General features: G+C 63.1%; 33 protein-coding genes and 1 pseudogene. 33 read left to right on the top strand and 1 reads right to left on the bottom strand.

The features are described from left to right. The first annotated feature begins 23 nt into the window (after positions 1–23). The 33 genes and pseudogenes from tuf to M0209_RS10410 all read left to right on the top strand — a co-directional run. A complete protein-coding gene (tuf, locus tag M0209_RS10570; RefSeq protein WP_258888233.1) occupies positions 24–1,217 on the top strand; it encodes an elongation factor Tu in 1,194 nt (397 codons plus the stop codon). A 103-nt stretch (positions 1,218–1,320) separates the two neighbouring features. Further along, complete coding sequence (gene rpsJ / locus M0209_RS10565; protein WP_123153485.1) at positions 1,321–1,632, top strand: 30S ribosomal protein S10; 312 nt, start codon at positions 1,321–1,323, stop codon at positions 1,630–1,632. Between the two features lie 198 nt (positions 1,633–1,830). Continuing rightward, positions 1,831–2,676 carry a 50S ribosomal protein L3 gene (gene rplC, locus M0209_RS10560; RefSeq protein WP_258888232.1) on the top strand — a complete coding sequence of 282 codons (846 nt, stop codon included), beginning with the start codon at positions 1,831–1,833 and terminating at the stop codon, positions 2,674–2,676. A 2-nt stretch (positions 2,677–2,678) separates the two neighbouring features. After that, on the top strand, positions 2,679–3,305 hold the full coding sequence (rplD, locus tag M0209_RS10555) for a 50S ribosomal protein L4 (protein ID WP_258888231.1): 627 nt from the start codon (positions 2,679–2,681) through the stop codon (positions 3,303–3,305). Further along, a complete protein-coding gene (locus M0209_RS10550) occupies positions 3,298–3,615 on the top strand; it encodes a 50S ribosomal protein L23 (RefSeq protein ID WP_258888230.1) in 318 nt (105 codons plus the stop codon). The genes rplD and M0209_RS10550 overlap by 8 nt, the downstream gene beginning before the upstream one ends. A gap of 4 nt (positions 3,616–3,619) precedes the next feature. After that, positions 3,620–4,477, top strand: a complete 858-nt coding sequence (gene rplB / locus M0209_RS10545; protein WP_258888228.1) for a 50S ribosomal protein L2 — start codon at positions 3,620–3,622, stop codon at positions 4,475–4,477. Between the two features lie 2 nt (positions 4,478–4,479). Further along, positions 4,480–4,755 carry a 30S ribosomal protein S19 gene (gene rpsS, locus M0209_RS10540; protein ID WP_258888227.1) on the top strand — a complete coding sequence of 92 codons (276 nt, stop codon included), beginning with the start codon at positions 4,480–4,482 and terminating at the stop codon, positions 4,753–4,755. Beyond that, positions 4,755–5,138, top strand: coding sequence for a 50S ribosomal protein L22 (gene rplV / locus M0209_RS10535; RefSeq protein ID WP_258888226.1), 384 nt, complete (start codon positions 4,755–4,757; stop codon positions 5,136–5,138). The genes rpsS and rplV overlap by 1 nt, the downstream gene beginning before the upstream one ends. Before the next feature lies 1 nt (position 5,139). Further along, a complete protein-coding gene (gene rpsC, locus M0209_RS10530) occupies positions 5,140–5,844 on the top strand; it encodes a 30S ribosomal protein S3 (protein ID WP_258888225.1) in 705 nt (234 codons plus the stop codon). A gap of 11 nt (positions 5,845–5,855) precedes the next feature. Next, on the top strand, positions 5,856–6,290 hold the full coding sequence (rplP, locus tag M0209_RS10525) for a 50S ribosomal protein L16 (protein WP_258888224.1): 435 nt from the start codon (positions 5,856–5,858) through the stop codon (positions 6,288–6,290). A 1-nt stretch (position 6,291) separates the two neighbouring features. Continuing rightward, complete coding sequence (gene rpmC / locus M0209_RS10520; RefSeq protein ID WP_258888223.1) at positions 6,292–6,495, top strand: 50S ribosomal protein L29; 204 nt, start codon at positions 6,292–6,294, stop codon at positions 6,493–6,495. Positions 6,496–6,508: 13 nt separating this feature from the next. Continuing rightward, entirely contained in the window at positions 6,509–6,775 is a 267-nt protein-coding gene (gene rpsQ / locus M0209_RS10515; protein ID WP_258888222.1) for a 30S ribosomal protein S17, read from the top strand. Continuing rightward, complete coding sequence (gene rplN, locus M0209_RS10510) at positions 6,775–7,143, top strand: 50S ribosomal protein L14 (protein WP_121152704.1); 369 nt, start codon at positions 6,775–6,777, stop codon at positions 7,141–7,143. The genes rpsQ and rplN overlap by 1 nt, the downstream gene beginning before the upstream one ends. Beyond that, positions 7,143–7,463, top strand: coding sequence for a 50S ribosomal protein L24 (gene rplX / locus M0209_RS10505; protein ID WP_258888221.1), 321 nt, complete (start codon positions 7,143–7,145; stop codon positions 7,461–7,463). The genes rplN and rplX overlap by 1 nt, the downstream gene beginning before the upstream one ends. Further along, entirely contained in the window at positions 7,456–8,037 is a 582-nt protein-coding gene (gene rplE, locus M0209_RS10500; RefSeq protein WP_258888220.1) for a 50S ribosomal protein L5, read from the top strand. The genes rplX and rplE overlap by 8 nt, the downstream gene beginning before the upstream one ends. 3 nt (positions 8,038–8,040) lie before the next feature. Next, positions 8,041–8,346, top strand: coding sequence for a 30S ribosomal protein S14 (rpsN, locus tag M0209_RS10495; protein ID WP_258888219.1), 306 nt, complete (start codon positions 8,041–8,043; stop codon positions 8,344–8,346). A 9-nt stretch (positions 8,347–8,355) separates the two neighbouring features. Further along, positions 8,356–8,751, top strand: coding sequence for a 30S ribosomal protein S8 (rpsH, locus tag M0209_RS10490; protein ID WP_258888218.1), 396 nt, complete (start codon positions 8,356–8,358; stop codon positions 8,749–8,751). Then, positions 8,751–9,284, top strand: coding sequence for a 50S ribosomal protein L6 (rplF, locus tag M0209_RS10485; RefSeq protein ID WP_258888217.1), 534 nt, complete (start codon positions 8,751–8,753; stop codon positions 9,282–9,284). The genes rpsH and rplF overlap by 1 nt, the downstream gene beginning before the upstream one ends. After that, positions 9,284–9,637, top strand: a complete 354-nt coding sequence (gene rplR / locus M0209_RS10480; RefSeq protein WP_258888216.1) for a 50S ribosomal protein L18 — start codon at positions 9,284–9,286, stop codon at positions 9,635–9,637. Before rplF ends, rplR begins: the two co-directional genes overlap by 1 nt. Continuing rightward, positions 9,638–10,351, top strand: coding sequence for a 30S ribosomal protein S5 (rpsE, locus tag M0209_RS10475; RefSeq protein ID WP_258888215.1), 714 nt, complete (start codon positions 9,638–9,640; stop codon positions 10,349–10,351). Between the two features lie 6 nt (positions 10,352–10,357). Next, the gene (gene rpmD / locus M0209_RS10470; protein ID WP_258888214.1) at positions 10,358–10,534 is read left to right on the top strand and encodes a 50S ribosomal protein L30; all 177 of its coding nucleotides are present in this window, start codon (positions 10,358–10,360) and stop codon (positions 10,532–10,534) included. 177 nt (positions 10,535–10,711) lie between these two features. After that, a complete protein-coding gene (rplO, locus tag M0209_RS10465; protein WP_258888213.1) occupies positions 10,712–11,263 on the top strand; it encodes a 50S ribosomal protein L15 in 552 nt (183 codons plus the stop codon). A 74-nt stretch (positions 11,264–11,337) separates the two neighbouring features. Further along, positions 11,338–12,705 carry a preprotein translocase subunit SecY gene (gene secY / locus M0209_RS10460; protein WP_258888212.1) on the top strand — a complete coding sequence of 456 codons (1,368 nt, stop codon included), beginning with the start codon at positions 11,338–11,340 and terminating at the stop codon, positions 12,703–12,705. A gap of 33 nt (positions 12,706–12,738) precedes the next feature. Further along, on the top strand, positions 12,739–13,383 hold the full coding sequence (locus M0209_RS10455) for an adenylate kinase (RefSeq protein WP_258888211.1): 645 nt from the start codon (positions 12,739–12,741) through the stop codon (positions 13,381–13,383). After that, complete coding sequence (locus M0209_RS10450) at positions 13,380–13,886, top strand: SRPBCC domain-containing protein (RefSeq protein WP_258888210.1); 507 nt, start codon at positions 13,380–13,382, stop codon at positions 13,884–13,886. The genes M0209_RS10455 and M0209_RS10450 overlap by 4 nt, the downstream gene beginning before the upstream one ends. An 82-nt stretch (positions 13,887–13,968) precedes the next feature. Continuing rightward, on the top strand, positions 13,969–15,324 hold the full coding sequence (gene gdhA, locus M0209_RS10445) for an NADP-specific glutamate dehydrogenase (protein ID WP_258888209.1): 1,356 nt from the start codon (positions 13,969–13,971) through the stop codon (positions 15,322–15,324). 186 nt (positions 15,325–15,510) lie between these two features. After that, positions 15,511–15,879, top strand: a complete 369-nt coding sequence (rpsM, locus tag M0209_RS10440; RefSeq protein WP_258888208.1) for a 30S ribosomal protein S13 — start codon at positions 15,511–15,513, stop codon at positions 15,877–15,879. 54 nt (positions 15,880–15,933) lie between these two features. Then, positions 15,934–16,323: a 30S ribosomal protein S11 gene (gene rpsK, locus M0209_RS10435; RefSeq protein WP_258888207.1), complete on the top strand. Its 390-nt coding sequence runs from the start codon at positions 15,934–15,936 to the stop codon at positions 16,321–16,323. A gap of 91 nt (positions 16,324–16,414) precedes the next feature. After that, a complete protein-coding gene (locus tag M0209_RS10430) occupies positions 16,415–17,506 on the top strand; it encodes a DNA-directed RNA polymerase subunit alpha (RefSeq protein ID WP_258889620.1) in 1,092 nt (363 codons plus the stop codon). Between the two features lie 237 nt (positions 17,507–17,743). Beyond that, positions 17,744–18,988, top strand: coding sequence for an HlyD family secretion protein (locus tag M0209_RS10425; RefSeq protein ID WP_258888206.1), 1,245 nt, complete (start codon positions 17,744–17,746; stop codon positions 18,986–18,988). Further along, a complete protein-coding gene (locus M0209_RS10420) occupies positions 18,988–21,207 on the top strand; it encodes a peptidase domain-containing ABC transporter (RefSeq protein ID WP_258888205.1) in 2,220 nt (739 codons plus the stop codon). Before M0209_RS10425 ends, M0209_RS10420 begins: the two co-directional genes overlap by 1 nt. 4 nt (positions 21,208–21,211) lie before the next feature. Further along, on the top strand, positions 21,212–21,976 hold the full coding sequence (locus M0209_RS10415; RefSeq protein ID WP_258888204.1) for a hypothetical protein: 765 nt from the start codon (positions 21,212–21,214) through the stop codon (positions 21,974–21,976). Between the two features lie 316 nt (positions 21,977–22,292). After that, a pseudogene (locus tag M0209_RS10410) lies at positions 22,293–23,259 on the top strand (DNA-directed RNA polymerase subunit alpha); the annotation flags it as partial. A 270-nt stretch (positions 23,260–23,529) separates the two neighbouring features. Here M0209_RS10410 and M0209_RS10405 read toward each other — a convergent pair. Beyond that, positions 23,530–23,706: a hypothetical protein gene (locus M0209_RS10405; RefSeq protein WP_258888203.1), complete on the bottom strand. Its 177-nt coding sequence runs from the start codon at positions 23,704–23,706 to the stop codon at positions 23,530–23,532. Between the last annotated feature and the right edge of the window lie 443 nt (positions 23,707–24,149).

Raw genomic sequence — 24,149 nt, 5'->3', positions numbered from 1 at the left:
TTTAGCACACGAAGGTAGGAAAAATGGCGAAAGCAAAATTCGAGCGGACGAAGCCGCACTGCAACATCGGCACCATCGGTCACGTCGATCACGGCAAGACCTCGCTGACGGCTGCGATCACCAAGATTCTGGCGGAAAGCGTCGCGGGCAACGCGGCGGTCGACTTCGCCAACATCGACAAGGCGCCCGAAGAGCGCGCGCGCGGCATCACCATTTCGACCGCGCACGTCGAGTATGAGACCAACGACCGTCACTATGCCCACGTCGATTGCCCGGGCCACGCCGATTATGTGAAGAACATGATCACGGGTGCCGCGCAGATGGACGGCGGTATCCTCGTCGTCTCGGCGACCGACGGCCCGATGCCGCAGACCCGCGAGCACATCCTGCTCGCCCGTCAGGTCGGCGTGCCGCAGCTCGTCGTGTTCATGAACAAGGTCGACTTGGTCGACGACGCCGAGATCCTCGAACTCGTCGAAATGGAAATCCGCGAGCTGCTTTCGAAGTACGATTTCGACGGCGACAACATTCCGGTCATCCAGGGTTCGGCGACCTGTGCACTCAACGGCACCAACGACGCGATCGGCAAGGACGCCGTTCTCAAGCTGATGGCGGCGGTCGACAGCTGGATCCCGCAGCCTGCGCGTCCCCTCGACAAGCCGTTCCTGATGCCGATCGAAGACGTGTTCTCGATCTCGGGCCGCGGCACCGTCGTCACCGGCCGCGTCGAGCAGGGCGTGGTCAAGGTCGGCGAAGAAGTCGAGATCGTCGGCCTGAAGGACACCAAGAAGACGGTCTGCACCGGCGTCGAAATGTTCCGCAAGCTGCTCGATCAGGGTGAAGCCGGCGACAACATCGGCGCACTGATCCGTGGCGTCGGCCGCGAGGAAGTCGAGCGCGGGCAGGTTCTCTGCAAGCCGGGCTCGATCAAGCCGCACACCGAGTTCCAGTCGGAAGTCTATGTCCTGTCGAAGGAAGAGGGTGGCCGTCACACGCCGTTCTTTGCGAACTATCGTCCGCAGTTCTACTTCCGTACGACCGACGTGACCGGCGAAGTCGTGCTGCCGGCCGGCACCGAAATGGTGATGCCGGGCGACAACGTCCAGCTCGGCGTCAAGCTCATCGCGCCGATCGCGATGGAGCAGGGCCTGCGCTTCTCGATCCGCGAAGGCGGCCGCACCGTCGGTTCGGGGGTTGTCGCTTCGATCACGAAGTAGTAGTTACGAATCAGAGCCGCCCGGTTGTCTTGAAGCAGCTGGGCGGCTCGACTGTTTTTGAAGGTCCGCAACAGCGGACAGGCTCTTTCGCATCGGTGAGATCATGGAAACGCAGAATATCCGTATTCGTCTGAAGGCATTCGACCATCGTGTGCTCGACCAGGCGACCGGCGACATCGCCGACACTGCCAAGCGCACCGGCGCGCTCATCCGTGGTCCGATCCCGTTGCCGACACGCATCGAGAAGTTCACGGTCAACCGCGGCCCGCACGTCGACAAGAAGTCGCGCGAGCAGTTCGAGGTCCGCACCTACAAGCGTCTGCTCGACATCGTGCAGCCGACGCCGCAAACGGTCGATGCTTTGATGAAGCTCGACCTCGCCGCTGGCGTTGACGTAGAGATCAAGCTGGCCTAATGGCCCGCCTCCGCAGCGGTCACTTCGGTGATTCGTCGCGAGCGAGATAAGGGATACCGCCGGGCTTGCCCGGGCCGCGTCCCCGTCCTCCCTAGCTTCGGCCAAGGGAAAGCCCGGACGGGGCACGTTTTGTAAAATGGGCAAGCCAAGCGCGCGGGAAGCGATTTTCCGTGCGCCTCTGACGTAAGGAGAATGCCGGTGAGAACCGGAGTGATAGCCAAGAAGATGGGCATGACCCGTCTGTTTCAGGACGATGGGCGCCATGTGCCCGTGACCGTCCTGGCACTCGAGAATAATCAGGTCGTTTCGCACAAGACCGCCGACCGTGACGGTTATGTCGCGGTCCAGCTGGGTGCGGGCACGGCCAAGGCCAAGAATGTCGCCAAGCCGCAGCGTGGCCATTTCGGCAAGGCCGAAGTGGAGCCGAAAGCGCGCCTCGTTGAATTCCGCGTGTCCGAAGACGCATTGGTCGAAGTCGGTGCGGAAATCGCTGCCGACCATTTCGTCGCGGGCCAGCTCGTCGACGTGTCGGGTCATACGCAGGGCAAGGGTTTCCAGGGCGGCATGAAGCGCTGGGGCTTCGGCGGTCTGCGCGCCACCCACGGCGTCTCGGTCTCGCACCGCTCGCTCGGTTCGACCGGCCAGCGCCAGGATCCCGGCAAGGTGTTCAAGGGCAAGAAGATGGCCGGACACATGGGTGACAAAGAGCGCACCCAGCAGAACCTCGAAATCGTCTCGACCGACGTCGCGCGTGGCCTGCTCTTCGTGAAGGGCTCGGTTCCCGGTCACAAGGGCACCTGGCTGACGGTCAAGGATTCGGTGAAGGTCGCGCGTCACGCCGACGCACCGTATCCTGCGTCGATCCGCAGCAAGGCGCATGACGAAGAAGCAACGACTGCCGAAGTCGAGCCCGGTGCCGTCCATGAGATGGAGCCGCTGCCCGGTGACGATGCGGTTGCCGCAGGTGTTATCGCTTCGAACGAACACGGCGCTGGTCAGGTCGATGCACAAATCGATGGCGACACCACGAGCCAGGAGGGCTGAACGTGAAACTGAAAGTTCAATCCTTCGACGCCAAGGCGAAAGCCGCTGACATCGAACTTAACGACGACGTGTTCGGTGTCGAGCCGCGCGCAGACATTCTGCACCGGGTCGTCACCTGGCAGCTCGAAAAGCGTCGCGCGACCGCGCGTCCGACCCGTGAGCGTGCCGACGTTGCGCGCACCGGCAAGAAGTTCGGCAACCAGAAGGGTGGCGGTACCGCCCGTCACGGTAACCGTCGCGGCCCGACCTTCATCGGTGGCGGTAAAGCGCACGGTGCCCGTCTGCGCGACTTCAACCCGTCGCTGAACAAGAAGGTTCGCGCGCTGGGCCTGAAAATGGCGCTGTCGAGCAAGGCCAAGGACGGCAAGCTGATCGTCATGGACAGCCTGACCATCGCCGACGGCAAGACCAAGGCGCTGGCGGCAGGTTTCGCCAGCTGGAACGCGACCCGTGCGCTCGTCATCGACGGCGATACGGTCGACGCCAGCTTCGCCCATGCTTCGGCGAACCTGTTCATGATCGACGTGCTCCCCGCCGTCGGTGCCAATGTGTACGACATCCTGAAGGCCGACACGCTGGTCCTGACCCGCGCGGCCGTCGAAAAGCTGGAGGCGCGTTTCAATGGCTAAGGCTGCCGCCACAAAGGCCGTCGAACTGCGTCACTATGACGTGATCGTCGCGCCCTACATCACAGAAAAAGCCACGATGGTCAGCGAGCACAACGCGGTTGTGTTCAAGGTCGCGAACTCGGCGACCAAGCCGCAGATCAAGGCGGCGGTCGAGGCGCTGTTCAGCGTCAATGTGCTGAACGTGAATACCATCGTCCAGAAGGGCAAGACCAAACGGTGGAAGGGCGCGCCCTACACCCGGTCGGACTTCAAAAAAGCCATCGTTCGTCTGGCCGAAGGCCAGTCGATCGACGTGACCACGGGAATTTAACGCCATGGCACTGAAGCATTATAACCCGACCAGCCCCGCACGCCGCGGCCTGATCCTCGTCGACAAGTCGTCGCTGTGGAAGGGCAAGCCCGTCAAGGCGCTGACCGAGGGCAAGCACAAGACCGGCGGCCGCAACAACAAGGGCCATGTGACTTCGCGCGGCATCGCGGGCGGCCACAAGCAGCGCTACCGGATCATCGATTTCAAGCGCCGGTTGTGGGACGTCGAAGGCACCGTCGAGCGGATCGAATACGATCCCAACCGCACCGCCTTCATCGCGCTGGTCAACTACGGACCGAACACCGATGGCCGTGCGGGTGACAACGTCGCGTACATCATCGCGCCGCAGCGGTTGGCCGTCGGCGACAAGGTGATCGCGGGCAAGAAGACCGACGTGAAGCCGGGCAATGCGATGGAACTCGGGCAGATGCCGGTCGGCACCATCGTCCACAACGTCGAGATGAAGCCCGGCAAGGGTGCCCAGATCGCGCGTTCGGCCGGCACCTATGTGCAGGTCGTGGGTCGCGACCGTGGCATGGTCATCGTCCGCCTCAACTCGGGCGAGCAGCGTTACATCCATGCGAACTGCATGGCGACGGTGGGCGCGGTGTCGAACCCCGACAACGCCAACACCAACCTCGCCAAGGCCGGTCGCAACCGCTGGAAGGGCATTCGCCCGCTGACACGCGGTGTCGCCAAGAACCCGGTCGATCACCCGCACGGCGGTGGCGAAGGCCGGACCTCGGGCGGTCGTCACCCGGTTACGCCGTGGGGCAAGCCGACCAAGGGCGCGCGTACCCGCAACAACAAATCGACCGACAAGATGATCATCCGGTCGCGTCACGCCAAGAAGAAGAGGTAGTCATGGCCCGCTCAGTCTGGAAAGGTCCGTTCGTCGACCTCCATCTGCTGAAAAAGGCAGAAACCGCGCAGGATACGAACGCGCGTTCGCCGATCAAGACCTGGTCGCGTCGCTCGACGATTCTGCCGCAGTTCGTCGGCCTGACCTTCAGCGTTTATAACGGGCGCAAGTTCGTGCCGGTCAGCGTCAACGAGGACATGGTCGGCATGAAGCTCGGCGAGTTCGCGCCGACGCGCTACTTCCCCGGCCACGCCGCCGACAAGAAGGGCAAGCGCTGATGTCCAAGCCTAAATCCCCCCGTCGCGTTGCGGAGAACGAGGCGCTGGCGACGGCGACCGCGATCCGCGGTTCGGCGCAGAAGCTGGGTCTCGTCGCCGCGCTGATCCGTGGTCGCAAGGCCGGCGACGCGATGAACATCCTGCAATTCTCGACCAAGGGCATGGCGGTGGACGTCCGCAAGTGCCTCGCCTCGGCGATCGCGAATGCGGAAAACAACCACAATCTCGATGTCGACAGCCTCGTCGTGTCGGAAGCGTCGGTCGGCAAGGGCCTCAGCATGAAGCGCTTTGCGACCCGCGCGCGGGGCCGCTCGGCCCGCATCGTCAAGCCGTTCAGCCGTCTGCGCGTCGTCGTTCGCGAAGTTCAGGATCAGGAAGCCTAATATGGGTCAGAAATCCAACCCGATCGGGCTCCGGCTCCAGATCAACCGCACCTGGGACAGCCGTTGGTATGCCGATGGCGCCGATTATGGTCGCTTGCTGCTCGAAGATCTGAAAATCCGCACGTTCATCTTCAAGTCGATGCCGCAGGCCGCGATCTCGAAGGTGGTCATCGAGCGTCCGGCCAAGCTTTGCCGCATCTCGATCTATGCAGCCCGCCCCGGTGTCATCATCGGCAAGAAGGGCGCGGACATCGAAAAGCTGCGCAAGACGATCGGCGCGATGACTTCTTCGGATGTCTCGCTCAACATCGTCGAAATCCGCAAGCCCGAGATCGACGCCAAGCTCGTCGCGCAGGGTGTTGCCGACCAGCTCGAGCGCCGCATCGCTTTCCGCCGCGCCATGAAGCGTGCGGTGCAGTCGGCGCTGCGTCTGGGTGCCGAGGGCATCCGGATCACCTGTGCGGGCCGTCTCGGCGGCGCGGAAATCGCGCGCACCGAATGGTACCGCGAAGGCCGTGTGCCGCTGCACACGCTGCGCGCGCACGTCGATTATGCCGAGCATGAAGCACACACCGCCTACGGCGTGTGCGGCATCAAGGTGTGGATTTTCAAGGGCGAGATTCTGGGTCACGACCCGCTCTCGCAGGAGCGGCTGATGATGGAAGCGCAGACTTCCGGCGTCCGTCCGCAGTCCGACCGTCGATAGGCTGAACTGACATGCTGCAACCGAAAAAATCCAAATTCCGCAAGACCTTCAAGGGCAAGATTCACGGCGACGCCAAGGGCGGCACCGAGTTGAATTTCGGCTCTTACGGGTTGAAGGCCATGGAACCCGACCGCATCACCGCGCGCCAGATCGAAGCTGCGCGTCGTGCGATCACGCGCCACATCCGCCGTCAGGGCCGGTTGTGGATCCGCGTGTTCCCCGATGTGCCGGTGACGTCGAAGCCTGCCGAAGTCCGCATGGGTAAGGGCAAGGGTGCGATCGAATATCATGCCGCGCGCGTGAAGCCGGGCCGTATCCTGTTCGAACTCGATGGCGTGCCGGGTCCGCTCGCCGCCGTCGCGTTCAGCCGCGCCATGGAAAAGCTGCCGATCAAGACCAAGGTTGTGGCCCGTCTCGGCGACTTCTCGCATCTGGGAGCCAAATAACATGGCCAAGATTGCCGATTTGAAGGTCAAGACCGACGACGAGCTGCTCGCCGATCTGACGCAGTTGAAGCGCGAAGCGTTCAACCTGCGTTTCCAGGCCGCGACCAACCAGCTCGAAAAGCCGAGCCGTGTCCGCGAGGTGCGCCGCACCATCGCGCAGATCAAAACGCTTCAGACCGCGCGCGTCGCGGCTGTCGCGAAGTAAGGAAGCCAGGACGATGCCAAAGCGCGTTCTCACCGGCGTCATTGTCTCGGACAAGGGCGAAAAGACCGTGGTGGTCAATGTCGAGCGGAAGGTGAAGCACCCGCTGTACGGCAAGATCATCCGCCGGACGAAGAAGTATCACGCCCATGACGAGGGCAATGCGTTCAAGCTGGGCCAGACCGTCCGCATCGAAGAGTGCGCGCCGATCAGCAAGCTGAAGACGTGGAAAGTCATCGACGGTGGCGGCGTGGCCGACACCGGCGTCGAGGATAACGCCTAATGATCCAGATGCAGTCCAATCTCGACGTCGCGGACAACAGCGGCGCGAAGCGCGTCCAGTGCATCAAGGTGCTGGGCGGGTCGAAGCGGCGCTTTGCCGGCGTCGGCGACGTGATCGTCGTGTCGATCAAGGAAGCTGCCCCCCGCGGCAAGGTGAAGAAGGGTGACGTGCACCGCGCCGTCATCGTCCGCACCGCCAAGGACATTCACCGCGCCGACGGGTCGACGATCCGTTTCGACGGCAATGCCGCCGTGCTGGTCAACAAGAACGAGGAGCCGATCGGCACCCGTATCTTCGGGCCGGTGTGCCGCGAGCTGCGCGCGAAGAACTATATGAAAATCATTTCGCTCGCGCCGGAGGTGCTGTGATGTCGGCGCTGAAGATCAAAAAGGGTGACAAGGTCGTGGTCCTGTCCGGCAAGGACAAGGGCAAGCACGGCGAAGTGACCAAGTCGATGCCGCGGGATGGCAAGGTTATCGTGTCGGGTGTCAACATCGCCACGCGCCACCGCAAGGCGAGCCAGGAAAATCCGCAAGGCGGGTTGGACCGGTTCGAAGCACCGATGCACGTGTCGAAGGTTGCGATCGAAGACCCCAAGACGGGCAAGCCGACGCGCGTCCGTTTCGAGGTTCGCGACGGGAAAAAGGTTCGGGTCGCCGTGCGGTCCGGGGAGCTGATCAATGGCTGAGTCGAAATACAAGCCCCGCATGCAGAAGCTCTATGAAGAGCGCTACATCAAGGCGATGACCGAAAAATTCGGGTACACCAACCCGATGCAGGTGCCCAAGTTGGACAAGATCGTCCTGAACATGGGCGTCGGCGATGCGACGCAGGACAAGAAGCGCGTCGATTCGGCGGCCAAGGAAATGGAAGCGATCGCGGGCCAGAAGCCGGTGATCACCAAGGCCAAGCTGTCGATCGCCCAGTTCAAGCTGCGCGAAGGCATGCCGATCGGCTGCAAGGTGACGCTGCGCCGCGAGCGGATGTACGAATTCCTCGACCGGTTCATCACCATCGCGCTGCCGCGCGTGCGCGATTTCCGCGGGCTGAACCCCAAGAGCTTCGACGGTCGCGGCAACTATGCCTGCGGCATCAAGGAACAGCTGATCTTTCCGGAGATCAGCTACGACCAGGTCGACACGACCCGGGGTATGGATGTGATTGTCGCGACGACGGCACGGACCGACGACGAGGCGCGCGAGCTGCTTCGCCTGTTCGGCTTCCCGTTCCCCCTCGACGAAGAACAGAAAAAGGCGGCCTGAGCGATGGCAAAGAAGAGCTCGATCAACAAGAACGAGAAGCGCAAGGCGCTGGTGAAGCAGTACGCGCACAAGTTCGCCGCGCTGCGTGCGGTCGCCGACGACAAGAACGCCGACGACAACGACCGCCTGATGGCGCGTCTCAAATTGTCGGCGCTGCCGCGCAACGCCAATCCGACGCGTGTCCGCAACCGGTGCGAGATCACCGGCCGCCCGCGCGCCTATTATCGCAAATTCCGGCTCTGCCGCATTCAGCTGCGCGATCTTGCCAACAAAGGCATGATCCCCGGCGTCACCAAGTCGAGCTGGTAAGGAAGCAAGATGGCTTTGACCGATCCCCTGGGTGATATGCTCACCCGCATCCGCAACGGACTGCAGGCGAAGAAGGACAGCGTACTGACGCCGTCGTCGAAGCTGCGCGTCCGCGTGCTCGACGTGCTCCAGCGCGAAGGTTACATCCGTGGCTACACTTCGGAAGAAGTTGCAGGGCACGCGGGTATCCGCATCGAGCTGAAATATTTCGAGGGCCAGCCCGCGATCCGTCACGTGGCACGCGTCTCGAAGCCGGGCCGCCGTGTCTATTCGGGCAGCAAGGAATTGCCGCGCGTCCGCAATGGCCTCGGCATCACGATCGTCTCGACGCCGCGCGGCGTGCTCTCCGACGCGGAAGCGCGCGAGCATAATGTCGGCGGCGAAGTCCTGGCGGAGGTATTCTGATGAGCCGCATCGGCAAACGTCCTGTCCCCGTTCCCGCTGGCGTCACCGCCACGATGGACGGCGGCATCATGTCGGTGAAGGGGCCCAAGGGCACCCTGACGCTGACGATGCGCGACGAAATCACCTATGGCATCGAGGACGGCAGCATTTCGGTGCAGCCGGCCAACGCCACCAAGGCGGCTCGCGCATTCTGGGGCATGCAGCGCACGTTGGTGCAGAACCTCGTCACCGGCGTGACAGACGGCTTCACCAAGACGCTCGAAATCACCGGCGTCGGCTATCGTGCCAATGCACAGGGCAACAAGCTCAAGCTGCAGCTCGGCTATTCGCACGACGTCGATATCGACGTGCCGGGCGACCTCGACGTCAAGACGCCCGACCAGACCACGGTCATCATTTCGGGCAACGACAAGCAGCGCGTGGGTCAGCTCGCCGCCGAAATCCGCCGCTGGCGCAAGCCCGAGCCGTACAAGGGCAAGGGTATCAAATACCGCGGCGAGTTCATCTTCCGCAAAGAAGGTAAGAAGAAGTAATGGCCAAGCTCGATCCTTTTGCGAAACGCCGCCAGCGCGTCCGCACCAAGTTGCGCGCCAAGGGCACGGTGCGTCCGCGCCTGTCGGTGCACCGTTCGGGCCGTCACATCTACGCCCAGATCATCGACGATGCGGCGGGCAAAACCGTTGCTGCGGCGTCGACGCTGGAAAAGGACGCGCGCGGCTCGACCGGCGCGACTGTTTCGGCAGCGACGGCGGTCGGCAAGGCTGTCGCCGAGCGTGCGAAAGCCGCCGGCATCACCAGCGTCGTGTTCGATCGTGGCGGTTTTCTGTTCCATGGCCGCGTGAAAGCGGTGGCCGAGGGTGCCCGCGAAGGCGGATTGGAGTTCTAAATGGCTGACGAAACCGAAATTCAGGCCGCTCCCGAAGCGGATGCCGCAGCAGCACCCGCCGAAGCACCGCGTGGTCGCGGTGGTCCGCCGCGTGGCGGGCGTGGTGGCGGCCCCGGCGGCAATCGCGGCGGCAATGATCGCAATCGTGCGCGTCGCGATGGCGGCGGTCCGCGCGATGACGGCGGTGAAGAGCTGATCGAAAAGCTGGTTCACATCAACCGCGTCTCGAAGACGGTGAAGGGCGGCAAGCGCTTCGGCTTTGCTGCGCTCGTTGTGGTCGGCGACGGCAAGGGCCGTGCAGGCTTCGGCCATGGCAAGGCGCGCGAAGTGCCCGAAGCCATTTCGAAAGCAACGGCGGCTGCCAAGAAAAAGATGATTCGCGTTCCCCTTCGTGACGGACGTACGCTGCACCACGACGGCAACGGCCATTTCGGTGCCGGTCGCGTGACGCTGCGCTCGGCGCCGCAGGGCACCGGCATCATCGCGGGTGGCCCGATGCGCGCCATCTTCGAATCGCTGGGCGTGGCCGATGTGGTGACCAAGTCGGTCGGCACGTCGAACCCGTACAACATGATCCGGGCGACCTTCGAAGCGCTGGGCGAGCAGACCAGCCCCAAGAGCGTCGCACAGCGTCGTGGCAAGAAGATCGCCGACCTGCTGGGTCGCGGCGGTTCGCAGACGGCGGAAGCCGATGCTGCGGCAATCACAGAGTAAGCTGACATGGCAACTATCAAGATCAAGCAGACGGGTTCGCCCATCCGCCGCACCAAGGACCAGCGCGCAACGCTGATCGGCCTTGGCCTCAACAAGATGCACAAGGTTTCGGAGCTGAACGACAGCCCCGAGGTCCAGGGCATGATCCGCAAGGTGCGGCACATGGTCGAGGTGCAGGGATAATATGCCTTGGAGGCGCTTGGGCTGCTAATTTGGCCTGCGATTGAGTGGCTGGTCCAAGTTCTTCCGAGATGGGCATTAATCGTATTTCTAGTGGCCTTGGCGGTTGCGATGCATTTCGCGCTCAAATCGGTCCTCTAGATTTTAACAGCGCGACAAAAGCGAAAGCGAGTGCACGACATGAAACTGAATGAAATCAACGACAACGCCGGTGCCCGTAAGAGCCGTATGCGCGTGGCGCGCGGCATCGGGTCGGGCAAGGGCAAGACCGCCGGTCGCGGCCAGAAGGGCCAGACCAGCCGCTCGGGCGTCAGCATCAATGGCTTCGAAGGCGGCCAGATGCCGCTCCACATGCGGTTGCCGAAGCGTGGCTTCAACAACATCTTCGCCAAGGACTATGCCGAGGTGAATCTGGGCATGCTCCAGAAGATGCTCGATGCCGGCACCGAGTTCGACGGCGTGATCGACCATGAGGCGCTCAAGGCCGCAGGTGTGGCGCGCGGCGGCAAGGATGGCGTGCGTATCCTCGGCAAGGGCGCGTTCTCGGCCAAGCTGAGCTTCAAGGTTGCCGGCGTGTCGAAGGGCGCGCGCGAGGCCATCGAAGCTGCCGGCGGTTCGGTCGAAGTGATCGAAGTCGTCGCGGCTGCCGACAAGGCCAAGGCTAAGCACCGCACCGTCCAGAAGGCGAAAGCCGCGGACAAGGAAGCGAAGAAGGCGGCGGCCAAGGCCTGAATCCGTGCGGGCGGTTAGACATCGTGTCTTGCCGCCCTATATGACGCGCTGAGCTTTCAGGAACACTACGTCTTATGGCATCCGCAGCCGACCGTATGGCCAGCAATATCAGCCTCGGCAAATTCGCCCAGGCCACCGAACTCCGCAAACGCCTGTGGTTTACGCTGGGCGCGCTCGTCGTGTTCCGCTTCCTCAGCCATGTCCCGCTGCCCGGTGTCGATCCGCGCGCGCTGGCGACGCTGTACGACACCACGCGCGGCGGCGTGCTCGACTTTTTCAACAATTTCTCGGGCGGTGCGCTCGAACGCATGAGCGTGATCGCGCTGGGCGTGATGCCCTATATCACCGCTTCCATTGTCGTGCAGCTCTCCACCTCGCTGTCGCCGCAACTCGCCGCGATCAAGAAAGAGGGCGAGAGCGGACGCAAGCGGCTCAACCAGTACACCCGCTATGGCACGGTCTTCCTGACCGCGATCCAGGGTTGGTTCATTGCGGTTGGCCTTGAAAACTGGGGCGCGACGCAGGGCATGTCTGCCGTCATCGAGCCTGGCCTGCTGTTTCGCATTACCTGCGTCGTGTCGTTGATCGGCGGGACGATGTTCCTCATGTGGCTGGGCGAGCAGATCACCAGCCGCGGCATCGGCAACGGGGTCTCGCTGATCATCATGGCGGGCATCGTCAGCCAGTTGCCACGCGCGCTGGTCAATCTGTTCGAGGGCGCCCGCACGGGCACGATGAACCCATTGCTGATCCTCGGCATTCTCGTGCTGGCGCTCGGGCTGATCGCGTTCATCTGTTTCATGGAACGCGCGCAGCGCCGCGTGCTGATCCAGTATCCCAAGCGCCAGACTGCGCGCGGGATGATGCAGGGCGACAAGAGCTTTCTGCCGCTCAAGATCAACACCTCGGGCGTGATCCCGCCGATCTTTGCGTCCTCGCTGCTGCTTATGCCGCTGACGGTCGCGCAGTTTGCGGGCAAGAGCGTGGCGGGTGAAAGCACCGCTGGCGACATCATGCTTCAGATCACCAGCCTGCTTCAGCACGGCTCGCCGCTGTACATGGCGCTTTATGGCGCGGGCATCATTTTCTTCAGCTTCTTTTACACCGCCGTCGTCTTCAATCCCGAGGAGACCGCCGAGAATCTGAAGAAGTATGGCGGCTTCGTGCCGGGCATCCGGCCGGGCAAGGCGACCGAGACCTATCTCGACTATGTGCTGACGCGCATTACCGTGATTGGCGCGGCCTATCTGACGCTCATCTGCCTGGTGCCGGAATTCATCACCTCGCAGTTCGGTATCGCACTGGCGCTGGGTGGCACCAGCCTGTTGATTGTGGTCAACGTCACGATGGATACTGTGACGCAGATCCAGAGCCATTTGCTCGCGCATCAATACGGCGACCTGATCAAGAAGGCGAAGCTGAAGGGTGCGCGGAACCGCTAACGGGCGGGCCGGGATTTGGGGGAGTTGCGGGCGATGAACATCATTCTGCTTGGGCCCCCGGGGGCAGGCAAGGGCACGCAGGCCCAGCGGCTCGTCGACGGGCGCGGCATGGTCCAGCTATCGACCGGCGACATGCTGCGCGCCGCGCGCGACGCGGGCACGCCGATGGGGCTGCAAGTCGCGGAGATCATGAAGTCGGGCGCGCTGGTGTCCGACGAGATCGTTTCGGGTCTGATCGACGAGAAACTCGGGTCGATGACCGAAGCGCAAGGCGCGATCTTCGACGGGTACCCCCGCACCGCCGAACAGGCCGCATCGCTCGACGGCATATTGGCCGCGCGCGGTCGTACCCTCGACCACGTCATCGAGCTCGAGGTCGATGAGGATGCGCTCGTCGATCGCATCACCGGCCGCTACACCTGCGCGAAATGCGGCACCGGCTATCACGACCGTTACGCCAAACCGAAGGTCGAGGGCGTCTGCGACACTTGCGGCTCGACCGAGTTCAAGCGCCGTCCCGACGACAATGCCGAAACGGTGCGGACACGCATGGCCGAATACCGCGCCAAGACCGCGCCGATCCTGCCGATCTATGAAGCGCGCGGGCTGCTGAAGCGGATCGACGGTATGGCCGATATCGATCATGTGTCGGCGGCGATCGGAGCGATCCTCGGATGAGGGTTGCGCTGCTCGCTTTGGCAGCGCTCGCAAGCCCCGCCGTGGCGGAGGTCAAATCGGTAACCGATCAGGGCTTTTCGCTCGAGACAAAGACGGTCGTGGCCGCTTCTCCGGCACGGGTGTGGGCGCAACTGATCCAGCCGAAACTGTGGTGGCAATCCGCGCACACCTGGTCGGGCAGCGCGGCAAACATGGCGCTCGATCCGCGTGCGGGCGGGTGTTTCTGCGAGAGGTGGAAGGGTGGCGAGGCCGAACATGGCCGCGTAATCTTCGTCCAGCCGGGCAAGACGCTCCGCTTGTCCGCACTGCTCGGGCCGATGCAGTCGATGCCGGTGGCAGCGGTATTGACCTTTACATTGGCACCCAAGGGCGAAGGTACCGAAGTTGCGCTGGCTTTTGCGGCGAGCGGAACCTTCGGTATGGATCCGCGCAAATTGGCACCGGGCGTCGATGGTGTGCTGTCGGGCCAACTCGCAGGTCTCGCCGCCTCCTTGCGGAACTAGCCGCGCCTGCTAGCCTTACGTTATAGCCCCGACTCAAAGAGGGCGTGCGGGTCTGTACAACCAGCGAGCAGAGGGGCAGGCCATGGCCGTACACGATCACGTCGATTTGGGAACGTTCGTCGAGGGCGTCAAAAAGCGCAATCCGGGTCAGCCCGAATTCGTCCAGGCGGTGACCGAGGTCGCCGAGGACATTTTCGACTTCATGGCGGACAAGGAAAAATACCATAGCGCGCAAATCCTGCGCCGCATCGCCGAACCCGACCGCGTGATCAGTTTCCGCGTCTGCTGGCAGGACGATGCCGGCAACATCCGCGTCCAGCGTGGCTGGCGGGTGCAGAACAACAATGCCATCGGCCCATATAAGGGCGGCATCCGTTTCCACCCGAGCGTGACCGAAAGCGTGCTGAAATTTCTCGCGTTCGAACAGACGTTCAAGAACGCCCTGACCGGCCTCCCCATGGGCGGCGGTAAAGGCGGGTCGAACTTCAATCCCAAGGGCAAGTCCGATGGCGAGGTCATGCGCTTCTGCCAGTCGCTGATGACCGAACTCTATCGTCACATCGGTGCGGACGTGGACGTGCCTGCTGGCGACATCGGCGTCGGGGGCCGCGAGATCGGCTATATGTTCGGCCAGTACAAGCGGATCACCGGCGAGTTTACCGGCGTGCTGACGGGCAAAGGCCTCGAATATGGCGGCTCGCTTATCCGGACCGAGGCGACCGGTTATGGCGCGGTCTATTTCCTCGCCAACATGCTCAAGACCAAGGGGCATGATCTGGTCGGGAAGACCGCCGTCATCTCGGGGTCGGGCAATGTCGCAACGCATGCAGCGGAAAAGGTCGTGCAGCTCGGCGGCAAGGTGCTGACGCTCAGCGATAGCGAGGGCTTCATTCACGATCCGGCAGGTCTCGATCAGGAAAAGATCAACTGGGTCAAGGCGCTCAAGAATGTGCGGCGCGGGCGGATCAAGGAATATGTCGACGAATTCCCGGGATCGAGCTTCACGCCGGGCAAGACCCCATGGGGTGTGCCGTGCGACGTGGCGCTGCCCTGCGCCACGCAGAACGAATTGCTCGGCGACGACGCCAAGCTGCTCATTGCCAATGGCTGCATGGCGGTCAGCGAAGGTGCGAACATGCCGACCGATCTGGCGGGCGTACACGTCTTCAAGGACGCCAAAATCCTGTTCGCCCCTGGCAAGGCGGCGAACGCGGGCGGCGTCGCGGTGTCCGGTCTCGAAATGAGCCAGAACTCCGCGCGCATCTCGTGGAAAGAAGAGGAACTCCAGCGCCTGTTGCTCGACATCATGGAGGGTATCCACAGCCGCTGCCTCGAATACGGCACCGACGCGACCGGCCACTGCGACTATGTGAAAGGCGCCAACATCGCAGGGTTCAAAAAGGTTGCAGATGCGATGCTGGCGTACGGGGTCGTTTAGCACGGATTTATCCGTGCCGACTCGCTTGACAGTCCACCGGCGCATCCGTATCGGCAGCCACTTCCCGAAACCCGTTTACCGGCGAGTGCTTTTGCGCGCGCCGCGTTTTCGTCGTTTCGTGGAAATAACGCTTTGAGATGGGACGCTTGCCTAGGCATCCCGTGGAGCTGAGGAAGTTATTGGATTATGGCACGTATTGCGGGGGTCAATATCCCCACCAACAAGCGGGTGCATATCGCCCTGACCTACATTCACGGCATCGGAAATTCCAAGGCGCGTGAGATCACGACGAAGCTCGGCATTGCCGAATCGGCGCGCGTTCAGGACCTGACCGATCAGGAAGTGCTGCAGATCCGCGAAGCGATCGATGCGGGCTATACGGTGGAGGGCGATCTGCGCCGCACCGTGTCGCAGAACATCAAGCGCCTGATGGACCTCGCCTGCTACCGGGGTCTCCGCCACCGCAAGGGCCTGCCGGTCCGCGGCCAGCGCACGCACACCAACGCGCGCACCCGCAAGGGCAAGGCCAAGCCGATTGCCGGCAAGAAGAAATAACCCTGACGGGCCGCACGGCTCTCGGGTCTTTCAGAAAATTAGGACAGCACTAAAATGGCTCAGGCACCACAGCGCATCAAACGGCGCGAACGCAAGAACATCACCTCCGGCGTCGCGCATGTGAACGCCAGTTTCAACAACACGATGATCACCATCACCGATGCTCAGGGCAACGCGATCAGCTGGTCGTCGGCCGGCATGATGGGCTTCAAGGGCTCGCGCAAGTCGACCCCGTATGCGGCGCAGGTCGCGGCCGAGGATGCGGGCAAGAAGGCCGCCGAACACGGCGTCCGCACATTGGAAGTCGAGGTCAAGGGCCCCGGCTCGGGCCGCGAAAGTGCGCTCCGCGCGCTGCAAGCCGTCGGTTTCAACATCACGAGCATCCGCGACGTGACGTCGATCCCGCACAATGGCGTGCGTCCCTCGAAGCGTCGCCGGGTCTGACCTGACCGCGATGCTCGAAGACGCAACCGATCGTTTCGAATACCCGGCTGACCCGCTGACGAGCGCGTCGCCCAACCCCAAGGGGAACACCGTGGCCGTCAATTCCAAGAACTGGCAGGAACTCAAGAAGCCCGTCGCGCTCGACAAGAAGGCGGGCGGGGACAGCAAGCGCCGCGCGACGTTCATCGCCGAACCGCTCGAGCGGGGCTTCGGCCTGACGCTGGGCAATGCGCTGCGCCGCGTGCTGCTGTCGAGCTTGCAGGGGGCCGCGGTCACCAGCATCAAGATCGAGAATGTGCTGCACGAGTTCAGCTCGCTGGCCGGTGTGCGCGAAGACGTGACCGACATCGTGCTCAACGTGAAGCAGATCGCGCTGCGCATGCAGGGCGAGGGGCCGAAGCGTTTGCAGCTGTCGGCGACCGGCCCTGCCGACGTCACCGCAGGCATGATCGCGATGTCGGGCGATATCGAGGTGATGAACCCCGACTTGCTGATCTGCCACCTCGACGAAGGCGCGACGCTCAACATGGAGCTGACCGCCGACACGGGGAAGGGCTATGTCGCGGCGGCGAGCAACCGCCCGGCCGACGCGCCGATCGGCCTGGTGCCGGTCGACGCGCTCTACTCGCCGGTCAAGCAGGTCGCCTACAAGGTGGAAAACACCCGCGTCGGGCAGGAGCTCGACTACGACAAGCTGACGCTGACGATCGAAACCGACGGCACGATCACGCCCGAGGACGCGGTGGCCTATGCGGCGCGCATTTTGCAGGACCAGCTGAGCCTGTTCGTCCACTTCGACGACAGTGCGGCGGTGAGCCAGTCGCCGATCATCGGCATGGCGGCACCTTCGGCAGGTGCCGGTGGCTTCGGCGGCGGTGCGCCCGCGAGCGAGAGCGACACCAACCAGCTCAACCGTTACCTGCTCAAGAAGGTCGACGAGCTGGAACTGTCGGTGCGCAGTGCCAACTGCCTGAAGAACGACAACATCATCTATATCGGCGATCTGGTCGGCAAGAGCGAGGCAGAGATGCTGCGCACGCCGAACTTCGGGCGCAAGAGCCTGAACGAGATCAAGGAAGTGCTGTCGAGCATGGGCCTGCGTCTGGGCATGGACATCCCCGGATGGCCGCCGGAGAACATCGAGGACATGGCGAAGAAGCTGGAAGCCGAGCTGATGGGCTGAGCGAAGCTCAGACCATCAGTCGGTTCCAGCGAGCCGGCCTAACAGAAAGGGCGCGTTACCTCTTGGTAACGCGCCCTTTCTGTTAGGACTCGGCCGAGCCCGGACGGCGCGGCGAAGTCGCCGCGACCGACGACAACGCGGGCTTTGCCCGCGTCTCCCCATTACTTTTCACAATTCGCCAACTTGTATCAAAATCTGACCCGTGTCAGATTTTGACTCACGAGTCGGGGGTATGTGTTGAGCGATTTGTTTCGTCCGGAAGCTGTCGAAAATCGCGCCAATCGCCTGTACGGCGAAATCGTCATTACCCAGCCGCCATCGACGCGCTATCTCGTCGCGGCGCTCGTATTCATCTGTATCCTCGCCGCATCTTGGCTCGTGATCGGTAGTTACGCCCGCATCGAGACGGCTCCCGGCATTCTCGTTACCGACACGCCCTCGCCGCGGATTGTCGCGCCGCAAGCTGGAATCCTGACCGCGCTGAACGTTGCGGAGGGGACGACGGTCAAGGCGGGCGACACGCTGGCCGTGATCAGCATCGACCGCCAGTCGGAGGGCGGGCGCGGGGCAGCCAGCACCGGGATGGCCGCCGTCGATGCCCGTATCGGTCTGGGGGCAGAGCAAGTCCGCCTCGGGATGCAACGCAGCGAAAGCGAGCGCGCGCGTCTCGCCTCGGTGATCGCCACTGCCGAGGCGCAGGCGACGAGCCTCGACGGACAGGTCGCGCTGCAACGCGATATCGTTGCCTCGAACAAAGCACTCTACGAGCAAATGGCCCCGGTCCTCGAACGCGGCTTCGTCAGCAAGATCGAGTTCGAGCGCCGCCGCCAGACCTGGCTTGCGTCGCAGCAGACGCTGGCGACGCTTACCCAGCAGCGCGAAGCGCAGCGCGCGCAGGGCGTGCAAGCGCAAGCGCAGCTCGCCCAGATTGGCAGCGAAGGCGCGCAGCAAGCCAATGAGATCAAATCGTCGCTGCAAGCACTTGCCCAGCAAAAGGCCGAACTGGAGGGGCAGAAATCCTATATCCTGCGTGCGCCCGTCGCGGGTCGCGTCACGGCACTGCAAACCAACCTCGGCAGCACCGCGCTGCCCGGGACGGTATTGATGACCATCGTCCCGCTTCACGCCGCGATGAAGGCGGAAATCTATGCGCCCAGCCGCGCCATCGGTTTCGTCCAGCCGGGCGAAGAAACCCGGCTGCTCTACGACGCCTTCCCCTATCAGCGGTTCGGCAGCTTCAAGGGCGTCGTCGCGTCGGTCTCGCGCATCGTCATCGACCCGCGCGAGGCCAACATCCCGGTCAAGCTGGAGGAGCCGGTCTACAAAGTGACGGTGGTGCTCGACCGTCAGAGCGTGGAGGCATTTGGACAAACCCTGCCGCTGCAACCCGGCATGGCACTCACCGCCAATATCGTCCTTGAGCGCCAGTCGTTCCTCGACTGGCTGCTGACGCCGCTGCGCGCGGTCAGGAACCGCAGCTGATGGCCAAGCTCGCCGACATGCTCGAAATCGGTGGGCCCCGTCGCACACCTTATTACCAGCAAAGCGAAGCGAGCGAATGCGCGCTGGCGTGCCTCGCGATGGTCGCGACCTATCACGGCTACAAGACCGACCTGACCGCGCTGCGCCAGCGTTTCTCGCTGTCGTTGAAGGGCGCAACGCTCAAACAGGTCATGGCCACGGCAGAAGCCATCGGCTTCAACGCGCGGCCACTGCGCGGCGAGATCGAGGATTTGGCGGGCCTCGCGCTTCCCGCGATCCTCCACTGGAACCTCAATCATTTCGTCGTGCTGACCAAGGTCAGCCGCACATTGCGCGGCCCGCGTTACCATATCAACGATCCGGCGCGCGGGGTGCTGGCACTGACGTACGACGAGATGTCGCGGCATTTTACCGGCGTCGTGCTCGAACTCCTCAAGGCGGAGAGCTTCCAGCCCAAGGTCGAAACGACTAGGCTGAAAATCACCCAGCTCTGGACCTCGATGTCGGGGTTCTGGCCGACGATCCGGCAAGTCGTGCTGCTGTCGCTGGTGCTGCAACTCGCGGCGCTCGCCACGCCATTCTACATGCAATTGGCGATCGACACGGTGTTCCCGAGTTTCGACCGCGACTTGCTCTTGATGCTCGCCATCGGCTTCGGCGGGCTGGCCCTTATCAATTTCCTGACCGGCTGGTTACGTTCGCTGGTGCTGGTGACGCTGAACAATGCGTTGTCGTACCAGATCATCGTCAACCTGTTCCGCCACCTCCTGCGGCTGCCGCTGGCGTGGTTCGAAAAGCGCCACGTCGGCGACATCATCTCGCGCTTCGGCTCGACCGCGCCGATCACGAATTTGCTGTCGCAGGGGATGCTGGCGGCGTTCATCGACGGGATCATGGCGATTGCTACGCTGTCGCTGATGTTCGTCTATTCGCCGGTGCTGAGCATGGTCGGCATTGCCGCGCTCGCGCTCTACGCGGCGCTCAGGATCGCATTCCTGCAGGCGATGCGGCTGAGCAACCTCAACGTCATCACCGCCAACGCGCGCGAGAACAGCCTGTTTATCGAATCGGTGCGCGGGATCGCGGCGATCAAGGCGTTCGGGCAGGAGGGCAACCGCCAGCGGCTGTGGCAACAGGCCAAGGCCGACGCGGTCAATGCGTCGATCAAGCTGGGGCGCATGTCGGCGGGGTTCGACGCGGGCAACCAGTTCGTGATGGCGGCGGAGCGGGTGGTGTTCGTCTATCTCGCGATCGGCATGGCGCTCGATGCGAAGCTGTCGGTGGGCATGATCTTCGCGTTCCAGGCGTACAAGGACCAGTTCATCGGGGCGGGCACGCGCCTGATCGAACAGGCGATGAACTGGAACATCCTGCAGATGCATTTGCAGCGCATCTCCGACATCGCGCTGTCGCGGGCGGAGCCGGGCGACACGCGCGCTGCGCCGCTGCCGGTCGAGGGGCAGACAGCGGCCAGCCCGCGCCTCGAACTCCGCAACGTGCACTTCGCCTATGCGCCGGGCGAGCCGCCGATCCTCAAGGGCGTGAACCTGATCGTCGAGCCGGGCGAGTCGGTGGTGCTGGTCGGCCCGTCGGGCGGGGGCAAGACGACCCTTCTCAAGATCATGATGGGCTTGTTCGAGCCGACCTATGGCGAGGTGCTGATCGACGGGGTGCCGCTCAAAAGCTACGGCCTCGGGCGCTGGCGCGCGCAATGCGGCTCGGTGGCGCAGGACGATGCGCTGTTCGCGGGGTCGCTGGCCGACAATATCGCGTTCTTCGATCCCGACCCCGACATGGCCCGCGTGCGCGAGGTCGCGCGCATGGCCGCCATCGCGCCCGACATCGAGCGGATGCCGATGCAGTACGACACCCTCGTCGGCGACATGGGATCGGTGTTGTCGGGCGGGCAGAAGCAGCGCGTCCTGCTCGCGCGGGCGCTTTATGGCGCGCCGCTGGTGTTGTTCAGCGACGAGGGGACGGCGCATCTCGACCCGGACAGCGAGCGGGCCGTGGCTGATGTGCTCGCGCAGCAGACGATGACCCGCGTCACTGCCGCCCACCGTCCGGGCGCGGTCGGCGGAACCGCACGCATGGTGATCGTCGCTCAGGGACAGGCGCAAAATATGCAGTCGCCCAGTCCTTCACCCGATCCCGCCCCGGCGCAAGGTGCCAAGCCGGGGAGCAAGGGAGTGTTGGCACCGACGCAAGCGAAGGAGTAACATCATGACGATGACCACATTGCGCGAACTGACCTATGCCGAAACTGCGGCGGTATCGGGGGGATCGTACGAGAACCCTTGGGGTGATGGCCCGGATGGCCCCGATGGAAATCCGCGTCGTGACTTCTTTTCGGAATTAATGCGGCGCGTGTTGCTGGGAGGCGACGGCGGCGACGGTGGTGATGAAATCGTCGTGACGGCGCCGCATTACTCGGGTGGCGGCGGTGCCAGCGGATCGTTTGTGCCCGGCGACTCGTTAGGGCCGAATAACCTCGACCGTTTCCTCGACCACAGGTTCAGCTCTGTGTTCGATTGCCAACTCACCGCATTGCTCAATAACGGGCCACACCTTGGATACGACCAAAGCGTGTTTGACTGGCAGCCCGGAGACATTGTTGTCACCGCTCCGTATAGCTCAAGGGAAATTGGCATCGCTCACGCAATTACTGACCGATACGTCAACGAAAGGGTGGCAACCTTCGCCTATTTTGCTGGAACGCAAGGCCTAGAAATCGGAGCAGCACTCCGAGCCGCAGGCATGAGCGCCGACATGGCAGCGGGTTTCATAGGGGTTGGCGTGGCCGGAGGTGCCACGACCGATGTTGTCAGTCTGCTTCCAAGGCTTCGTGAGGTATGGTCTCAAGCTCTGTTTCCTTACATTGCTGCGGATGTCCATGCTCACCCTGAAACGTATGGATCATGGATGATGAATCCGATTACAGGAGAAGTATTCGATGGGAACTCTGCGCCTTATAATCCCGATGATTGATATCTGATTACCCGATATCAAATGAAATGGAGCCTAGAAATGCGTCTAAATCGTATAGCGAGATTTGTGATATTATCGTTTACGATATTTGCAATTTCTAGGTTTCTATTTTTTAGACAGATCGGTTTTAACGAATTTGAGATTTGGTTTGTTATTCCATTTATGTTTGCTGCTGCACTGGCATTTAGGTCGCAATGATATTAATTGAATTCGGCGACAGTCTACCAAATTCCGCAATTACAGTAGAAATTGCGGTGACACTTCACTTAACTCCCAACTCTAACCAGCCTCCCTGGCTCCTCCTCCTTCGCCCCTCGACATCGAGGTGATGAACCCCGATTTGCTGATCAACGCCACGCCGAGGGCGCGACGCTCAACATGGAGCTGACCGCCGACACGGGAAAGGGCTATGTTGCGGCGGCGAGCAACCGCCCGGCCGACGCGCCGATCGGCCTGGTGCCGGTCGACGTGATGCAGGTCGCCCTGTCCCCCGGACAGGGCTGAAACTGCCGGGGGCAGTTTCACCTGCATCACTACTCGCCGGTCAAGCAGGTCGCCTATAAGGTCGAGAACACCCGCGTGGGCCAGGAACTCGATTACGACAAGCTGACCCTGACGATCGAGACCGATGGCACGGTGACGCCCGAGGACGCGGTGGCGTACGCGGCGCGAGTGGCCGGGCCGTCCTGTCCCCCGGACAGGACTGAAACAGCCGGGGGCTGTTTCACCCGGCCACTCTGCAGGACCAGCTGAGCCTGTTCGTCCACTTCGACGACAGCGCAGCGGTCAGCCAGTCGCCGATCGTCGGCATGGCGGCAAGCGGCAGCGGCATGGGCAGCAGCGGCTATGGCAGTGCCCCTGTGAGCGAGAGCGACACCAACCAGCTCAACCGTTACCTGCTCAAGAAGGTCGACGAGCTGGAACTGTCGGTGCGCAGCGCCAACTGCCTGAAGAACGACAACATCATCTATATCGGATGAGGCAGGTGCGGGCATCCCCCGGAGGCCCGCAGCCCCGTCCGGGGGACGGGGCGACCTGCCTCATCTGGTCGGCAAGAGCGAAGCCGAGATGCTGCGCACGCCGAACTTCGGGCGCAAGAGCCTGAACGAGATCAAGGAAGTGCTGTCGAGCATGGGGCTTCGTTTGGGCATGTGTTGCGGGTCGCCATGCACCCCGTGCATGGCTGCGACTGCCGGGGGCAGTCGCACCCGCAACACCCCGGATGGCCGCCGGAGAACATCGAGGACATGGCGAAGAAGCTGGAAGCCGAGCTGATGGGCTGAGCGAAGCTCAGACCGTCAGCCGGTTCCAGCGAGCCGGCCTAACAGAAAGGGCGCGTTACCGACAGGTAACGCGCCCTTTCTGTTAGGACACGGCCGAGCCCGGACGGCGCGGCGCTCACGCCGCGACCGACGACAACGCGGGCTTTGCCCGCGTCCCTCTTCTAGCAAAGAAGATGAAGCCAAGCCCCGGATCAAGTCCGGGGTGACGAGTTAGGGTGGATCAAATCCGGGGTGACGGGGTGAGGTTGGATCTCGCCTCGTCGCTTCCGCCTACCGACTGACCGGCGTCCCACCCCCGCTCGCCGCCGCAGCCACGGCGATGATCGCGGCGAGGCCGCCGAGGCCGAGCGCCAGTCCGGTCTTGCCGCCTTTGGCCGCCGTCGAGGGCGGGGTGCCGCCGGGGCCGCTGTGGGCGCGGCGTTCGGTAAGCTTACCCTTGTCCCGCACCTGCCCAGTCGGGGTGTCCAACCGGCGTTCGGTTACTCTGCCTCTGCCCCTGTCGTGGTCGCGCATCTGCCCCGTTTCGATATCGACGGAGGGGGGCGCATCGACATGCGGGCCGCCGCCGGGGCCGGTGCTACCGGCCTGCTCCGTGGTAGGCGGGGTGCGGTCGCCGGGCGGGGACGGGGGCGGTGCCGACCGTGATGTCGTGCTGTAAGGTTTGTCCCTTTCCTTCGGACCTTTGCCTACTTTGGTTTTCGCTGTTTCAGGTGGGGTACCGCTGGTGCTGCCGTTGGTTTGGCGTTCGGTTGCTTTCCCGCTACAGCCAGGACGATAGGGGTTCGAGCATCCCTTGTCGCGCATCTGCCCGGTTTCAACCGCGAAGGCGGGGCTTGACCCCACCGCTCCCAGCGCGACAACTGACAACGCGATTGTTGCCAGCGCCTGTT

This window comes from Sphingomonas sp. SUN039 (assembly GCF_024758725.1).
In the GTDB taxonomy this organism is placed as follows: domain Bacteria; phylum Pseudomonadota; class Alphaproteobacteria; order Sphingomonadales; family Sphingomonadaceae; genus Sphingomonas_O.
The sequence above is the reverse complement of the archived record's forward strand: the minus strand, read 5'-3'. Positions and strand labels throughout refer to the sequence as shown.

Coding starts and splice junctions, on each gene's coding strand:
- secY (WP_258888212.1), top strand. CDS start 11,338: ATGGCATCCGCAGCCGACCGTATGGCCAGCAATATCAGCCTCGGCAAA.
- rplF (WP_258888217.1), top strand. CDS start 8,751: ATGAGCCGCATCGGCAAACGTCCTGTCCCCGTTCCCGCTGGCGTCACC.
- rpmD (WP_258888214.1), top strand. CDS start 10,358: ATGGCAACTATCAAGATCAAGCAGACGGGTTCGCCCATCCGCCGCACC.
- rplX (WP_258888221.1), top strand. CDS start 7,143: ATGTCGGCGCTGAAGATCAAAAAGGGTGACAAGGTCGTGGTCCTGTCC.
- rpsN (WP_258888219.1), top strand. CDS start 8,041: ATGGCAAAGAAGAGCTCGATCAACAAGAACGAGAAGCGCAAGGCGCTG.
- rplR (WP_258888216.1), top strand. CDS start 9,284: ATGGCCAAGCTCGATCCTTTTGCGAAACGCCGCCAGCGCGTCCGCACC.
- gdhA (WP_258888209.1), top strand. CDS start 13,969: ATGGCCGTACACGATCACGTCGATTTGGGAACGTTCGTCGAGGGCGTC.
- rplB (WP_258888228.1), top strand. CDS start 3,620: ATGGCACTGAAGCATTATAACCCGACCAGCCCCGCACGCCGCGGCCTG.
- M0209_RS10450 (WP_258888210.1), top strand. CDS start 13,380: ATGAGGGTTGCGCTGCTCGCTTTGGCAGCGCTCGCAAGCCCCGCCGTG.
- M0209_RS10455 (WP_258888211.1), top strand. CDS start 12,739: ATGAACATCATTCTGCTTGGGCCCCCGGGGGCAGGCAAGGGCACGCAG.
- M0209_RS10415 (WP_258888204.1), top strand. CDS start 21,212: ATGACGATGACCACATTGCGCGAACTGACCTATGCCGAAACTGCGGCG.
- rpsH (WP_258888218.1), top strand. CDS start 8,356: ATGGCTTTGACCGATCCCCTGGGTGATATGCTCACCCGCATCCGCAAC.
- rplP (WP_258888224.1), top strand. CDS start 5,856: ATGCTGCAACCGAAAAAATCCAAATTCCGCAAGACCTTCAAGGGCAAG.
- tuf (WP_258888233.1), top strand. CDS start 24: ATGGCGAAAGCAAAATTCGAGCGGACGAAGCCGCACTGCAACATCGGC.
- rplN (WP_121152704.1), top strand. CDS start 6,775: ATGATCCAGATGCAGTCCAATCTCGACGTCGCGGACAACAGCGGCGCG.
- rplO (WP_258888213.1), top strand. CDS start 10,712: ATGAAACTGAATGAAATCAACGACAACGCCGGTGCCCGTAAGAGCCGT.
- rpmC (WP_258888223.1), top strand. CDS start 6,292: ATGGCCAAGATTGCCGATTTGAAGGTCAAGACCGACGACGAGCTGCTC.
- M0209_RS10420 (WP_258888205.1), top strand. CDS start 18,988: ATGGCCAAGCTCGCCGACATGCTCGAAATCGGTGGGCCCCGTCGCACA.
- rpsK (WP_258888207.1), top strand. CDS start 15,934: ATGGCTCAGGCACCACAGCGCATCAAACGGCGCGAACGCAAGAACATC.
- rpsQ (WP_258888222.1), top strand. CDS start 6,509: ATGCCAAAGCGCGTTCTCACCGGCGTCATTGTCTCGGACAAGGGCGAA.
- rpsS (WP_258888227.1), top strand. CDS start 4,480: ATGGCCCGCTCAGTCTGGAAAGGTCCGTTCGTCGACCTCCATCTGCTG.
- rpsM (WP_258888208.1), top strand. CDS start 15,511: ATGGCACGTATTGCGGGGGTCAATATCCCCACCAACAAGCGGGTGCAT.
- rpsC (WP_258888225.1), top strand. CDS start 5,140: ATGGGTCAGAAATCCAACCCGATCGGGCTCCGGCTCCAGATCAACCGC.
- rpsE (WP_258888215.1), top strand. CDS start 9,638: ATGGCTGACGAAACCGAAATTCAGGCCGCTCCCGAAGCGGATGCCGCA.
- rplE (WP_258888220.1), top strand. CDS start 7,456: ATGGCTGAGTCGAAATACAAGCCCCGCATGCAGAAGCTCTATGAAGAG.
- rpsJ (WP_123153485.1), top strand. CDS start 1,321: ATGGAAACGCAGAATATCCGTATTCGTCTGAAGGCATTCGACCATCGT.
- M0209_RS10550 (WP_258888230.1), top strand. CDS start 3,298: ATGGCTAAGGCTGCCGCCACAAAGGCCGTCGAACTGCGTCACTATGAC.
- rplV (WP_258888226.1), top strand. CDS start 4,755: ATGTCCAAGCCTAAATCCCCCCGTCGCGTTGCGGAGAACGAGGCGCTG.